Origin of the sequence: Anaerotignum sp., from assembly GCF_017483025.1 — a bacterium.
GTDB lineage: Bacteria > Bacillota > Clostridia > Lachnospirales > Anaerotignaceae > Anaerotignum_A.
Genome location: NZ_JAFUMA010000123.1, coordinates 1 through 14,152, shown reverse-complemented (window position 1 = coordinate 14,152; position 14,152 = coordinate 1). Strand labels below are relative to the sequence as shown.

At 47.5% G+C, this 14,152-nt stretch carries 12 protein-coding genes and 1 other annotated feature; of the genes, 2 read left to right on the top strand and 10 right to left on the bottom strand.

Translation table 11 applies throughout. The annotated features are described in order from the left end of the window. The 7 genes from IJ369_RS10390 to rpsT all read right to left on the bottom strand — a co-directional run bounded on the left by IJ369_RS10390 (position 1) and on the right by rpsT (position 5,582). Positions 1-1,224, bottom strand: a complete 1,224-nt coding sequence (locus tag IJ369_RS10390; RefSeq protein WP_290718781.1) for a hypothetical protein — start codon at positions 1,222-1,224, stop codon at positions 1-3. Then, positions 1,214-1,624 (bottom strand): DUF6762 family protein, encoded by a 411-nt coding sequence (locus IJ369_RS10385; RefSeq protein ID WP_290718779.1) that lies wholly within the window; start codon positions 1,622-1,624, stop codon positions 1,214-1,216. Before IJ369_RS10385 ends, IJ369_RS10390 begins: the two co-directional genes overlap by 11 nt. A gap of 139 nt (positions 1,625-1,763) precedes the next feature. Further along, positions 1,764-2,318, bottom strand: a complete 555-nt coding sequence (locus tag IJ369_RS10380) for a GNAT family N-acetyltransferase (protein WP_330613000.1) — start codon at positions 2,316-2,318, stop codon at positions 1,764-1,766. 135 nt (positions 2,319-2,453) lie between these two features. After that, a complete protein-coding gene (locus IJ369_RS10375) occupies positions 2,454-2,636 on the bottom strand; it encodes a rubredoxin (protein WP_290718777.1) in 183 nt (60 codons plus the stop codon). Positions 2,637-2,689: 53 nt separating this feature from the next. Continuing rightward, positions 2,690-3,871 (bottom strand): phosphopentomutase, encoded by a 1,182-nt coding sequence (locus IJ369_RS10370; RefSeq protein WP_290718775.1) that lies wholly within the window; start codon positions 3,869-3,871, stop codon positions 2,690-2,692. Between the two features lie 4 nt (positions 3,872-3,875). Next, positions 3,876-5,192 carry a thymidine phosphorylase gene (locus IJ369_RS10365; RefSeq protein ID WP_290718773.1) on the bottom strand — a complete coding sequence of 439 codons (1,317 nt, stop codon included), beginning with the start codon at positions 5,190-5,192 and terminating at the stop codon, positions 3,876-3,878. Between the two features lie 129 nt (positions 5,193-5,321). Then, entirely contained in the window at positions 5,322-5,582 is a 261-nt protein-coding gene (gene rpsT, locus IJ369_RS10360; protein ID WP_290718771.1) for a 30S ribosomal protein S20, read from the bottom strand. 252 nt (positions 5,583-5,834) lie between these two features. Here rpsT and gpr point away from each other — a divergent pair, with 252 nt between their 5' ends. Next, complete coding sequence (gene gpr, locus IJ369_RS10355; RefSeq protein ID WP_290718769.1) at positions 5,835-6,848, top strand: GPR endopeptidase; 1,014 nt, start codon at positions 5,835-5,837, stop codon at positions 6,846-6,848. A gap of 180 nt (positions 6,849-7,028) precedes the next feature. Here gpr and IJ369_RS10350 read toward each other — a convergent pair whose 3' ends face one another. Then, the gene (locus IJ369_RS10350; protein ID WP_290718767.1) at positions 7,029-8,486 is read right to left on the bottom strand and encodes a nicotinate phosphoribosyltransferase; all 1,458 of its coding nucleotides are present in this window, start codon (positions 8,484-8,486) and stop codon (positions 7,029-7,031) included. Positions 8,487-8,811: 325 nt separating this feature from the next. Beyond that, positions 8,812-9,054 (top strand) — a binding site (T-box leader). A gap of 154 nt (positions 9,055-9,208) precedes the next feature. On the opposite strand from IJ369_RS10350, the gene ileS reads away from it, so the two are divergent. After that, a complete protein-coding gene (ileS, locus tag IJ369_RS10345; RefSeq protein ID WP_290718766.1) occupies positions 9,209-12,328 on the top strand; it encodes an isoleucine--tRNA ligase in 3,120 nt (1,039 codons plus the stop codon). Between the two features lie 68 nt (positions 12,329-12,396). Here ileS and IJ369_RS10340 read toward each other — a convergent pair whose 3' ends face one another. Both IJ369_RS10340 and IJ369_RS10930 read right to left on the bottom strand, forming a co-directional pair. Beyond that, positions 12,397-14,010 carry an S-layer homology domain-containing protein gene (locus tag IJ369_RS10340; RefSeq protein ID WP_290718764.1) on the bottom strand — a complete coding sequence of 538 codons (1,614 nt, stop codon included), beginning with the start codon at positions 14,008-14,010 and terminating at the stop codon, positions 12,397-12,399. 38 nt (positions 14,011-14,048) lie between these two features. Further along, a partial coding sequence (locus IJ369_RS10930; protein ID WP_290718783.1) for a 4Fe-4S binding protein occupies positions 14,049-14,152 on the bottom strand: 104 nt, incomplete at its 5' end.

Sequence of the window (14,152 nt, the reverse complement as noted above, 5' to 3'; positions counted from 1 at the left end):
TTAGTCGTCCAGAATGATGAAGCTGTAGTCCACCCCTGTCCGTTCCATGAAATAGTTCTTCGCCGCAATATCAGAGGAAACAGGCGCCGCTGTCCAATATTCGCCGTTGGAATATGCCACATAACGGGAGCCATCCGTCAGGCGGAAATATGCGCAGTTCGCTGTGGCACACTGATATTTGATCTGGCTCTTGCTGGTGATATAGTAATTGCTGAACATAGCCGCCACTGCGCCGCCCTGCTCCGCTTTCACATAGTTTCTCCATGCCGCCAGGTTATAATTGGGCAGAAGGCCCACGTTAAAATCAGGAACCAGTTTATTGATGGCATGGATGGGGTATGCGTCCATCTGCACATTGGGATAGACGACCTCCCAGAAGCCGTTGTCATTTTTCAGGATATACTGTTTGATATTTGCCGTATTGGCTATATTGGAGAATACGACCACCGCATATTTATTATCTTTTCTGATTTCCCTCACATAGAAATCTTCAAATCTGCCTTCATACAGGCAAATATAATTCAAAATACGGCCATACTCCGCAGATGCAGAGGACAAACGCCCTGCTGTACCGTGGCTCTGGTTATAATTCGCCAAAAGGGATGTGTACTCTGCCTGGGATATCTGCCCTGCTTTGCCATTGGCAGAAGCCAGCAGATATTTCCCGCTCTGCTTCACTGCCGCAAATACACAAAAGCTATTGCTGCCAGAGGGCACACTTGCCCCGTCATATTTGGCCAGATCGCTGCCTTCGATCAGCAGGATCTCATAACCCGTTGTATCCAGACCATTCTGCAGATAGCCTTCCTTTACCAGCATGGCAGGCGTTATGTAACAGCCATCATAATAGCCGTAAAGCTTACCGTTTTTGCTCATCCAGCCGCGCTTTGCGCCGTTCAGCTTATAATCCTGCTGCGCCGCTGCTGCGACTGCAGTCAGGTTTTCATAATGCTTCGAAGTTTCGCTCTGCCAGAAAGGCTTGCTCTGGGTCTGCTTTTTGGAATCCTTCTTCTCGTCTTTTTCTTCGTCTTTCTTTTCCTCATCCTCTTCGGCGGCATCTTCTTTTCCGCCGGGCACGATGATTTCCGTGGTACGCCCATCATCCTTTTCCTCCTGGGCAGGAGTATTGGATGCCTGTTCCGTGCCGCCGAAATCACAGCCGCTGGTCAAAAACATGCAAAATGCCAAAAGAAGGCTGAGGATGCGCCATCTTTTATTCCTCACGATAATCATCCTCTTTATCTTTGATCGCTTCATAAACAGAAAGCAGTTCTTCCTTGTGGGCACCCAGGATGGCTGTCAGTTTTTCTTCCATCACGTCCTGTTCTTCTGCAAAGGGGAATGTTACCACCCAAACGGGGTCGTAATGACCATCTTCTTCCTCGATGGAATCCACCAGCGCGCCCACGGTTTCTGTATCATAATAATCATATACCGCATCGTATTCCCAATCCTGCAGTTCTCTGTCGCAGGTCAGGCGCATTGTTACTTTCTTTTCTTCGCCTTCTGCATAAATATTGAAAATCAGCTCGCCGTTTTCAGAAACGGAATACGCCCCCAGTTCCTTTTCCAGAAAACCTGTTTCCGCATCCTTCAGCATAATTACGATTACTGTTTCTTCCATATATGATCTCCTTATATTCACTGATATACATAGTTTTCTATCTTATGATTATACTACAAAAACCCCCAATATGCAACAATTCCCACCGGCAAACAGGACTTAGATACTGATAAGACGAAAATCTTAAGGATTTGTTCCCCTATTCTTTTTCAATTTCAGGATAGGGAATAAACTCTGCAGGAGGGTCAGAATGTTCCCCAAAGGATTTTTCCATCCAGACCATCCCCAACCACTGCCCCAGTTTATAGGCACAATCGGTGAATTTTCCCGCCTGATGATAGCCCATAGTTTCATGGAAAGCAATGCTGTGGGGATTGGGATAGGCAATGCAGGCGTTCACGTTCAGCACGTTCTGCTTCTGCAACGCTTCCTCCAGCGCATGGTAAAGCATTCTCCCAACCCCCCTTCCCCGCTCGTCCATTTTCAGATAGACCGTTGCTTCTGCAGACCAGATATAGGCTCTTCTAGGGTGGAAAGCAGAGGCGTAGGCATAACCGATAATGCTTCCATCCTCCACCGCTACAAAATAAGGATATGCTTTCAATGTATTTTTGATACGTCCGCGAAATTCCTCCACGGAGGGTACATCATATTCATACGTCACTACTGTATCCGTCACATAAGGCGCATAGATGGAAAGCAGTTCTTCCGCATCCGCTTCCGTGACAGGTCTGATCATAATTTTTCCCATCATTCTCCCCCTCTTTTCTTTTGTTTTTTCTGATTGTACTCCAAAAATTTCCCCTTGTCAGGAGGGCACACAAGAATTTTTTCTCGCTGTACCGACCATGAAAGAAAGCCTTGGAGATTCTCTTCCCCAAGGCTTTTCTTATGCTTTGATCGTCGTTGTTGCTTCAACCAGCGCAAAAGCTTCTTTATTGACACCGCAGATAGGGCAGACATAATCCGCAGGCAGATCCTGCCATTCCGTCATTTCCTGAATGCCGTTTCTTGGTTCGCCCTTTGCTTCATCATAAATATAGTCGCAGGTATTGCATTTATACTTTTTCACCGCATACCACTCCCTTTCTAGGAACAGTATGGCTAAAAAACGATATTCTATCCTTATTTCAGGATATCCTGCAGGAAACTTTCTGCTTCAAATTTCGCATCCAGACCCAGATAATCCGCAACGGTCTGACCCAGATCAGTAAATGCTTTTCTTACGCCCAGGTCCACACCTTCTTTTACGTTCTTACCGCAGATCAGCACGGGAACATATTCACGGGAATGGTCTGTGCTGGGTGTAGTAGGATCGCAGCCATGGTCAGCTGTTACGATCAGGATATCTTCATCCTTCAGCTGTGCCATGATTTCGGGCAGCTTGCTGTCGAAATATTCCAGGGCACCGGCGTAGCCTTCCACGTCATTTCTATGACCGTAAACCATATCTGTATCTACCAGATTTGTGAACAGGATGCCTTCGAATTCTTCCTTCATGTACTGGATGGTCTTTTCGATACCATCTGCGTTGTTTGTGGTATGGTCTGCACGAGTCATGCCGCGGTGTTCGAAGATATCTTCGATTTTACCAATGGCAACCACTTCCATGCCTTTTTCCTTTGCCAGATCCAGAATTGTTGTTCCTGTAGGTTCCAGAGAGAAGTCTTTTCTGTTCTTTGTGCGAGTATAGCCTTCTGCTTCACTGCCAACGAAGGGACGCGCGATGACACGAGCCACACCATGTTCGCCTGTCAGGATCTTTCTTGCGATACCGCAAATTTCGTACAGTCTTTCCAGAGGAATGACTTCTTCGTGAGCAGCGATCTGGAATACGCTGTCTGCAGATGTATAAACGATAGGGTAGCCTGTTTTTACATGTTCAGGGCCCAGTTCTTTGATGATTTCTGTGCCGGATGCAGAATAGTTGCCCAGTGTTTTTGTGCCGATGGCTGCTTCGAAAGCGTCCATCACTTCTTTAGGGAAGCCTGTTTCTGTGTATGTGGGGAAAGGATTTTTTGTGATGATGCCGGCGATTTCCCAATGGCCTGTAGTGGTATCCTTACCGATAGACATTTCGCCCATCTTGCAATAGCAGCCCTTGGGTGCGTCTACCTTGCCCAGCAGATGGATATCTTCGCCCTGGATATTGCCCAGACCCAGCGCAGCCATATTGGGCAGGCTTGTTTCGGGTCTTGCCTTTTTGATGTTTACCAGTGTGTTGCTGCCAACATCGCCGAAATCCGCCGCATCGGGCAGTTCACCGATACCAACGCTGTCCAGCACGATAATGATTGCTCTTTTCATATGCTCAGTCCTCCTGTTTGATAATTTTCCAAATCAAAGGCGGCAGTTCCGTCGCCTGTTCTGTTCCAATGGTAATTGCTTTTTGCAGGAAAGCCGCCGCAGAACGGCATTTTTCCTCACTTTCACTATACACGATGGCCAGTGTCTCGTCAGTTGCAATTGCATCACCCAATCGTTTTTTCATAATGATGCCTGCGCCGAAATCCAAGGGCTGTCCCTTGAACATACGGCCTGCGCCCGTTTCCTGAGATGCTCTGCCGATCATGGCTGTGTCCATATGGGTAATGAAGCCGTTCTTTTCCGCCTTCACTTCCAGCTTTGCTTTCGACAGTGGCAGCAAATCGTAATTTTCGATAATATTCACATCGCCGCCCTGCTGCGCCAGCAGTTCTTTGAACTTCGCCAGACCTTTGCCGTTTCTGATGTTTTCCAGCAAAAGGGCCTTGCCTTCTTCTTCTGTATTTGCTTTACCTGCCAAAAGGAGCATATTCGCCCCCAAGGTCAGGGAAACTTCTAATAAATCGCCGCCAACGTTGCCTTTCAGCACTTCCATGGCTTCCATCACTTCCAGGCTGTTGCCGATATACATGCCTAAAGGCTGATCCATGCCGCTGATGACGGCTGTTACCTTTCGGCCTACATGTCTGCCCATATCCGCCATGGTGGTCGCCAGTTTTTCTGCGCTTTCCAAGTCTTTCATAAAAGCGCCGCTGCCGCATTTGACATCCAACACGATGCCATTAGCACCCGCCGCAATCTTCTTGGACATGATGCTGGCCGCAATGAGGGGAATGCTATCTACTGTCCCGGTTACGTCTCTTAAAGCGTAAAGCTTCTTATCCGCAGGGGTCAGGTCATCCGTCTGGCTCATCAGAACAATGCCGCTTTTCCTACCATATCTGAGGGCTTCTTCCTCCGTCACATCCACCCGGAAACCGGGGATGGATTCCAGTTTGTCGATGGTGCCGCCGGAAAAGCCAAGACCACGGCCGCTCATTTTCACCACAGGAACGCCCACGGATGCCACCAAAGGTGCCAGAACTAACGTGGTCGTATCCGCCACACCGCCGGTGCTGTGCTTATCTACCTTGAAGCCCTCCACGGAGGACAGGTCGAACATGCCACCGGAATGGGCCATTTCCATAGTCAGGTGCGCCGTTTCTTCCGCATCCATGCCACGCAATAAAATCGCCATCAATAAGGAAGAAATTTGATAATCGGGCAGAGAGCCGTCCGTCACACCTTTTACAAAAAAGGAGAGCTCTTCGTTGGTCAGTTTTCTGCCATCTCTTTTCTTGATGATGATATCTACAAAATTCATACACAAACCTCCTTTCGGAGTATTTTTACGCACTTCTACATTTATATTTTACCACAAAATGTATCTGTTTTCCACAGAAAAGAAAAAAGGACATCCGTTCGGATGTCCCTTACTTTTCGTTGTACCAGATTACAGGCTGTTAACCAGTCTTGTCAGGCTGGATTTTTTTCTAGCCACTGCGTTTTTGTGGTAGATGCCTTTGATGTATGCTCTGTCGATTGCGGATACAGCGCCTTTCAGAGCTACTGCAGCTGCTTCTTTATCGCCAGCGTTTACAGCAACGATTACTTTCTTCATAGCTGTTTTAACCTGAGATTTGATCATTTTGTTTCTCAGTGTTTTTTTGTTGATTACTTTGATTCTTTTCTTAGCAGATTTGATATTAGCCAATGTAATTTCCTCCTAAAATACTTTTAATGTGGTTTTCTCTCGTCGATATTTGGGGAATATCGCTCTTCTTTCTTACTATTAACCACCTTGAGGGCTTCTCCCTCCGACACGGTTTGGGGCCTTTTTCACACTCTCTCGAGCACCCCGTGGTTAACTCAACAGATATATTTTACCTTATGAATCGCAATAAGTCAATGAATACTTTTCAAAACTACGAAAAAAATAATCAAAAAACAGAAAGGCTGTGAAAAAATGAAGCAAGAAAAAGAAAAATCCGTCGAAATCGCCTTTTCCGTCCGCACAGACCTTGCCATTGAAGCCCGGGAACTGGCCCAATCCGACGCCGCCGAAGCCGATGAGCTGGAGGGCGTGGAGGTGGAAACGGAGGAACAGGAGGACTATTCCCTGACCCACGTCCGCATCCTTTCCGATGGAGGCAGCCAGCGCATGGGCAAACCTATGGGCAATTATATCACACTGGAATCGGAAAAGCTAAAGGAAAATGATGTGGAATGCCACGAAAAGCTCATTGCCCTTCTGGCAGAAAATATCCGCTCTCTGGTAAAGCTGAAAAAAGATGACTGCATCCTGGTGGCAGGCCTGGGCAACTGGAACATCACCCCTGATGCCCTTGGCCCAAAGGTCGTTTCCAAAATTTTAGTGACCCGCCATCTGCAGGGCTCTCTGCCCGAAGAAATAAATGCAGCGGTGCGTCCCGTCGCCGCCATCAGCCCCGGTGTCATGGGCATTACGGGCATCGAAACAGGAGAAATTATCAAAGGCATCGTGGAAAAATTGCGTCCTTCCCTTCTTATCGCCATCGACGCCCTTGCCGCCCGTCATTCCAAGCGCATCAACGCCGCCATCCAGATGAGCGATACAGGCGTTGCCCCTGGCGCAGGGGTAGGCAATCGGCGGATGATGCTGGATGAAGAGACTCTGGGTATCCCCGTCATCGCCATCGGCGTGCCCACGGTTGTCGATGCCGCTACCCTCGTCAACGATACCATGGACAGGATCTTAGGGGAAATGATACAGCAGACGGAAAAAGGCTCCGAATTTTATCAGGCCCTCCATTCCCTGGAGCAGGAGGAAAAATATCAGATGATCACCGAAATTTTAGGTCCCTATACAGGGAATATGTTCGTCACCCCAAAAGAAGTGGATGCCGTGGTAGACCGCCTGGCGAATATCATTGCCAACAGCATCAATATCGCCCTTCACCCCGGCGTGACCATGGAGGATATCAATAAATATACGTTTTGACATAAAAACAGCCCTGACTTTCGTCAGGGCTGTTGGGCATTCTAATAGGAAAGTTTTCTAAACGGAATCCGCAGGCGGAAACCGCGCTTTTCGCCTAGGAGAATAGGCTATCGCCTGCCCGCAGGCATAGATCTATTCTTCATCTGTCCCCAGCTCGAAATCCTGATTTCGAGTTGGCGCTTACAGCGCTGTTGCTGCCTCGATCAGTTTCAGCTTCATTGCGCTCAGCTTATCGGACAGGTCCACAGGAACGATATCGGGGTTTTTCAGACGTTTCTGTTCATCCCACAGAGTATCCTTTTCCTGGTTGCAGTATGCCTGAATATCCATGGTTTCAGGACATTCATAAATCAGCTTGCCATCTACAAAAACAGGAACCAGCAGTTCTCTCAGGCTGTATGTGCCTGCGGGCAGCCGCATGCTCTTCCATTTTGCATTGGTATCATAGATATGCAGATCCATATCCTCTGTGAATACTTCTTCTTCCAGAGCCAGCAGATCGGCTTTGATCTTGCCTGTTGCTTTATCATAGATACGAACGATCTTCTTGATGCCAGGGTTCGTTACTTTTTCCACGTTGTTGGACAGTTTGATCTTAGGTTCGAAATCGCCTTCTTCATTCTGCTCCGCAGCCAGCTTATAAACGCCGCCAAAAGCAGGACAGTCATCGGATGTGATCAGCTTTGTGCCAACGCCCCACAGGCTGATGGTGGAGCCCTGCAGCTTCAAGCTGGTGATCAGGTTTTCATCCAGATCGCTGGAAGCAGAGATGATAGCATTGGGATAGCCGGCTTCATCCAGCATCTGTCTTGCGCGTTTGGAAAGATATGCCAGGTCGCCGCTGTCCAGACGGATGCCATAGCCTTTTTCGGGCAGAGTGCCTTTTGCTTTCATTTCGTCAAATACCTGAATTGCGTGAGGTACACCACTCTTCAGTGTATTGTATGTGTCTACCAGGAAAATAGCTGCATCGGGGAACAGTTCGCCATAAGTACGGAAGGCTGTCAGTTCATCAGGGAAGCTCATGACCCAGCTGTGGGCATGGGTGCCTTTTACAGGAACATCATACAGCTTGCCTGTCAGCACATTGCTGGTTGCCACGCAGCCGCCGATGACAGCCGCTCTTGCACCCAATGTACCGGCATCGGGCCCCTGGGCACGACGCAGGCCAAATTCCAGAACGGGGTCGCCCTGGGCTGCATGCACCACGCGAGAAGCCTTTGTAGCGATCAGGCTCTGGTGGTTGATGATATTCAGCAGTGCTGTTTCGATCAGCTGTGCTTCGATGATGGGCGCTTTGATACGCATCAGGGGTTCGTGGGGAAATACCACTGTCCCTTCAGGGATAGCATACACTTCCCCTGTGAAGCGGAAATCCTTCAAATAGCCGATAAAGCCTTCAGAGAAAATACCCAGGCTTTCCAGATATGCGATGTCTTCTGCGGTAAAGTGCAGTCCATCCAGATATTCGATGGCCTGCTGCAGGCCTGCAGCGATGGCATAGCCGTTCCCGCTGGGATTCTTTCTGTAAAACAGGTCGAATACCACCTGTCTGTTATGTGCGCCGGTTTCATAGTAGCCCTGCATCATGGTCAGCTCATATAAGTCTGTCAGCAGTGCAAAGTCTCTGCCTTTCATTTTAAAGTCTCCTTTTCTGGGTCGACAGGGTGATGTGGGTATACTTTTTGAACACATCCTGTCAAAAAAATAATATTCCGCAAAAAGTATGTTTGGTTCATTATACATACTTTTTACAAGAAAATCAAACTTTTTGGGGTGACTTTACACCAGAATTTACATATTCTGCCAAAATCGTCGTTTTTTTGCTCCGATTTTTCCAAATATTTCCGAAAAGAGGCGCCTTTTGTATACAGTCCACATGCATACAACATACTTTTCTTTTTGCCCAAAAAAGGCTTTACAACCCATTTTCCAGAAGGTATAATGGTCTGGTAATTATATGGAAAACACTGTGATGGAGACAGTATGTATCCTCAGCCTGGGCCCAGAGAGCCGGGAAAAGGTGGGAACCCGACGTCAGGGAAGATACAGAAAATCACTCCGGAGTGGCAGACCGAACAGTTTCGCTCAGTAGACTCTGCCGTGGCCCGCGTTAAGGGAAAACATCATGATGGTGATGTGTTGAGTTGGACGGTAAATCTATGCCGTCAAATCAGGTGGTACCGCGAACCCGTTCGTCCTGTGTGGATGAAGGGGTTTTTCTTTTTTTACAGCAAAAAAGCGGAAAGACCGCACCATCATATATACGAAAGAAAAAGACATACAAAAGACAAAACGAAGCAAGCTACAAAAGAAATGCCAATCTTAGAAAAATATCACTATTTTAAGGAGGAATTCAAATGTACGACAAAGTCCCCAATAACATGAACTTCGTCGAAAGAGAAGTCGCTGTTGAACAGTGGTGGAAAGACAATGATATCTTTGGTAAAAGTATCAAAGCAAGAGAAGGCGCTCCCGTATTCACATTCTACGATGGCCCTCCCACAGCCAACGGCAAACCCCATATCGGCCACATCATCACTCGTGCCGTAAAAGACCTGGTACCCCGTTACAAAACAATGAAGGGCTACCGCGTTCTGAGAAAAGCCGGCTGGGATACCCACGGCCTGCCCGTTGAACTGGAAGTAGAAAAAACACTGGGCCTGGACGGCAAAGACCAGATCGAAGGCTACGGCGTAGAACCTTTCATCGGCAAATGTAAGGAAAGCGTATGGACATACGAAAAAGAATGGCGTTCCATGAGTGACCGTGTTGGTTTCTGGGCTGATATGGATGATCCCTATGTAACATATCATAACGAATATATCGAATCCGAATGGTGGGCACTGAAACAGATCTGGGACAAAGGCCTGCTGTACAAAGGCCACAAGGTAGTTCCCTACTGCCCTCGCTGTGGTACAGCACTGTCCTCCCACGAAGTTGCACAGGGATATAAAGATGTAAAAGAAACATCTGCTATCGCAAAATTCAAAATGGAAGGCACAGATAACACATACTTCCTGGCTTGGACAACAACCCCCTGGACACTGCCCTCCAACATCATCCTGTCTGTAAACGCAAAAGAAGTTTACGCAAAAGCAAAATATCAGGATTATTATGTAATCATGGCAGAAGCTCTGATGGATTCCGTTCTGGGCGAAGGCAACTACGAAGTTGTAGAAAGAATGAAGGGCGGCGACCTGGAATACGTGAAGTATGAACCCCTGTTCTCCTTCCAGCCCCAGGGCGATGATTTCAAGGGCTACTTCGTAACATGCGATGACTACGTAACACTGACAGACGGTACAGGTATCGTTCATACAGCATATGCATACGGTGAAGACGACTACCGTGTATGTAAAAAATATGGCGTAACATTCTACCAGAATGTAGACACAAACGGTCACCTGAACAAACTGGCTGGTCCTTTCGAAGGCCTGTTCGTAAAAGATGCTGACCCCGTAGTTCTGAAATATATGGAAGAAAACGGTTCCCTGTTCGCGGCTCTGCCCTTCGAACATAACTATCCTTTCTGCTGGAGATGTGACACACCTCTGCTGTATTACGCAAGAAGCACATGGTTCATCGAAATGACAAAACTGCGTGACAGACTGGTAGCAAATAACAGAACCATCAACTGGTATCCCGATAACATCAAAGAAGGCCGTTTCGGCAACTTCCTGGAAAACGTTATCGACTGGGGTCTGTCCCGTGAAAGATACTGGGGTACACCACTGCCCATCTGGGAATGTGAATGCGGTCACAGACATACCATCGGTTCCATCGCTGAACTGAAGGAAATGTCTCCCGACTGCCCCGAAAACATCGAACTGCACAAACCCTTCATCGACGCAGTTCACATCACATGCCCTCAGTGCGGCAAGCTGATGACACGCGTTCCCGAAGTTATCGACTGCTGGTTCGACAGCGGTGCAATGCCTTTCGCACAGTGGCACTATCCTTTTGAAAACAAGGAAATCTTCGACGAAAACTTCCCTGCAGACTTCATCTCCGAAGCTGTTGACCAGACTCGCGGCTGGTTCTACACACTGCTGGCAGTTTCCACACTGATCTTCGACTGCGCACCCTTCAAGAATTGTATCGTTCTGGGCCATGTTCAGGATAAAGACGGTCAGAAGATGTCCAAACACAAAGGCAACGTTGTTAATCCCTGGGATGCACTGAACAAACAGGGTGCTGACGCAGTTCGCTGGTACTTCTATGCAAACTCCGCTCCTTGGCTGCCTTCTCGTTACTATGACGAAGCAGTATCCGAAATGCAGAGAAAATTCATGGGTACTCTGTGGAACACATACGCATTCTATATCCTGTATGCAAATATCGACAAATTCGATCCCACACAGTACAAACTGGAATATGATAAACTGGCTCCCATGGATAAATGGATCCTGTCCAAGCTGCAGACACTGAATAAATTCGTTGACGAATGTCTGGATGGCTACAAATTGACAGAACCCGCTCGTGCTATGGTAGATTTCCTGGACGACCTGTCCAACTGGTATGTAAGAAGAAGCCGTGAACGTTTCTGGGCAGCAGGCATGGAACAGGATAAGATCAATGCTTACATGACTCTGTACACAGTTCTGGAAACAATGGTAAAACTGGCTGCTCCTTTCACACCTTTCATCACAGAAGAAATCTATGGCAACCTGGTGAAGAAAGTAGACGCAAATGCGCCTGAATCCGTTCACCTGTGCGACTGGCCCGCATACCATGAAGAATGGGTAGATGTGAACCTGGAAGCTAACATGGACTTCGTACTGAAAGTAGTTGTTGAAGGCCGTGCAGCTCGTAACGCAAGCGCAATGAAGAACAGACAGCCTCTGGCTATGATGTATGTGAAAGCAGAACAGACACTGCCTGAAGAATATCTGGAAATCATCAAAGAAGAACTGAACGTAAAAGCAGTTTCCTTTACAGATGACGTAGAAGCATTCACAACATACACATTCAAGCCTCAGCTGAGAACACTGGGTAAAAAATACGGCAAACTGGTACCCGCAATCGGTGCTTACCTGAAAGAAGTTGACGGTTCCGCATTCATGGCTGAACTGAAAGCAAACGGCAAAGCAGTCTTCACAGTAGACGGCAGCGAAGTTATTCTGGAAATGGACGACGTGCTGATCGATACAGCAGAAAAAGGCGGCTTCGTATCCTCCGGCGATAACAACCTGACAGTTGTTCTGGATACAAACCTGACAGATGAACTGGTAGAAGAAGGCTTCGTTCGCGAAATCGTTTCCAAGATCCAGACAATGCGTAAAGAAGCTGACTTCAACGTAACAGACCGTATCAAAGTTTACCACGACGGCAATGCGAAGATCGCAGAAATCCTGGCTGCAAATGACATCAAAGCAGACGTTCTGGCTGAAGAAGTTGTTGCTGGCGTAGGCGGCGAACTGAGCAAAGAATGGAACATCAACGGTGAAAAAGTAACTCTGGGCGTAGCTCGTGTTTAATCCGTAAAATCCAATAAAAATAATCCCGAAGGAAAATTCCTTCGGGATTTCTTTTTGTCTGCATTTTATTATTTGCCAAAACCTCTGTAGAGGAATGTCACGATCTGTCCTCTAGTGCAGGTCTGGTCAGGAGAAAATGTGGTATTGCTTGTACCGCTGGTAATACCTTCTGCTACCGCCCAGTCTACAGCTTCAGAAGTCACATCATTGAAATCCGCCTGAACAGCATCGGGACTGCCTGCATATTTCCACATGAATTCTACTGCCATTTCTCTGGTGCAAGGTGCATCTGGCTCAAATCTCATGCCATCGGCCATGCCCTTTTCTGCCGCCCATGCGATGGCTTTGGCGTAGTACATATTCTGATCTACATCACCAAAAGTCACGCCGCCCTTGGGCGCAGGAGAACCTGCTGCACGCCACAGGAAAGTAATGATCTGACCTCTTGTGCAAGTCTGGTCGGGCGAGAATGTATTGCTGCTGGTGCCGCTGGTGATATTCTTTTCCACCGCCCAGTCCACAGGCTCAAAATAATACGCGCCTGTTTTCACATCAACAAATTTAGAGGGTTCTGTATATTTTCCTGTTGTAATACCCAGAGAAATTTTCACAGGTTCCAGTCTGTCCTGACTGTGGTCGCCCCATTGTCTCAGTTCCAGTTTCGCGCCGTCACCGACAGCAAAGCCTGCATTGTCGCCACACGCCCAAAGTGTACCGTCTTTTTTCAGAATCAGTGTATGGCCATTGGTGCTGACTGCTGCCACATCATCCATCACCTTTGTGGGAGAAGGCACCTTACCTGTGTAAAAACGAAAACTTTCGCTGTAAGAGATGCTACCCTTTAATCCGACACCTAATGTACCATTACCGCCGTCACCCCACGCCCAGAGGCTGCCGTCTTCTTTGATGGCAAAAACTTCTACACTTGGTGCTTCTACAGAAACCACATCATCCATCATCCGATAACCTGTATAGTCATTTGGCTCATTATACGCACTCGCATATCCCTTTCCAAGCTGACCATACATATTATCGCCCCAGCCCCACAGGCTGCCATCTTTTTTCAGTACATACAGGTTTACTTGCCCTATGTCTACATCAATAGCGCCATCCATAAATTTCGTCAATACACCCTTCGCCGCCTTGATACCAAAAGGATTATCAACATATTTATCGTAAATCCATACGCTGCCATCCTGTTTCAAAATCGCATACGAACTGGGAAGATATATGGAAAAATCCTTCACATTGGAAGCCACTTTTTCAACTTCATCATCGCCGGCGTACCATAAAGTTCCATCAGAAAGAAGAACAAATCCGTTTTCTGCTGCAACAGCATTACCGAGCAGTTTTCTGGGTGCACTCCAGTATTCAGAATCCTCCCAGTAACTGCCATCTGTCTTAATTTTCCAATGTACTTTTGCTCTGTACTGGTCATCCCCCGCTGCAAGGATACCGCTGTCTGTTTTTACAGGTCTGTTGCTCCAGGAACCAACATGAAATTCTGCAGCGAGCGTATCATACTGCTCCCCATAACCCCAGGTATAGAGGCTACCATCAGAAAGGACTGCATAGCTACGATATTCCCCTGCATTGATTTTCGTAATGGAAGGCGTTGCCGCAAAAGCAACGGTACTCATCCCCATGCAGAAAGTCATAAAAAGAGCAAGAAATTTCTTCATATCACGACGCCCCTTTCCTTGTCGCAATCATTTTTCAATCATTCACCAAATTTTGCTGCTGCATCCTTCAGCATTTCTCTGATGGGCAGATTGTAAGGGCATCTCTTTTCACATGCGCCGCAGCCGATACAAGCACTTGCCT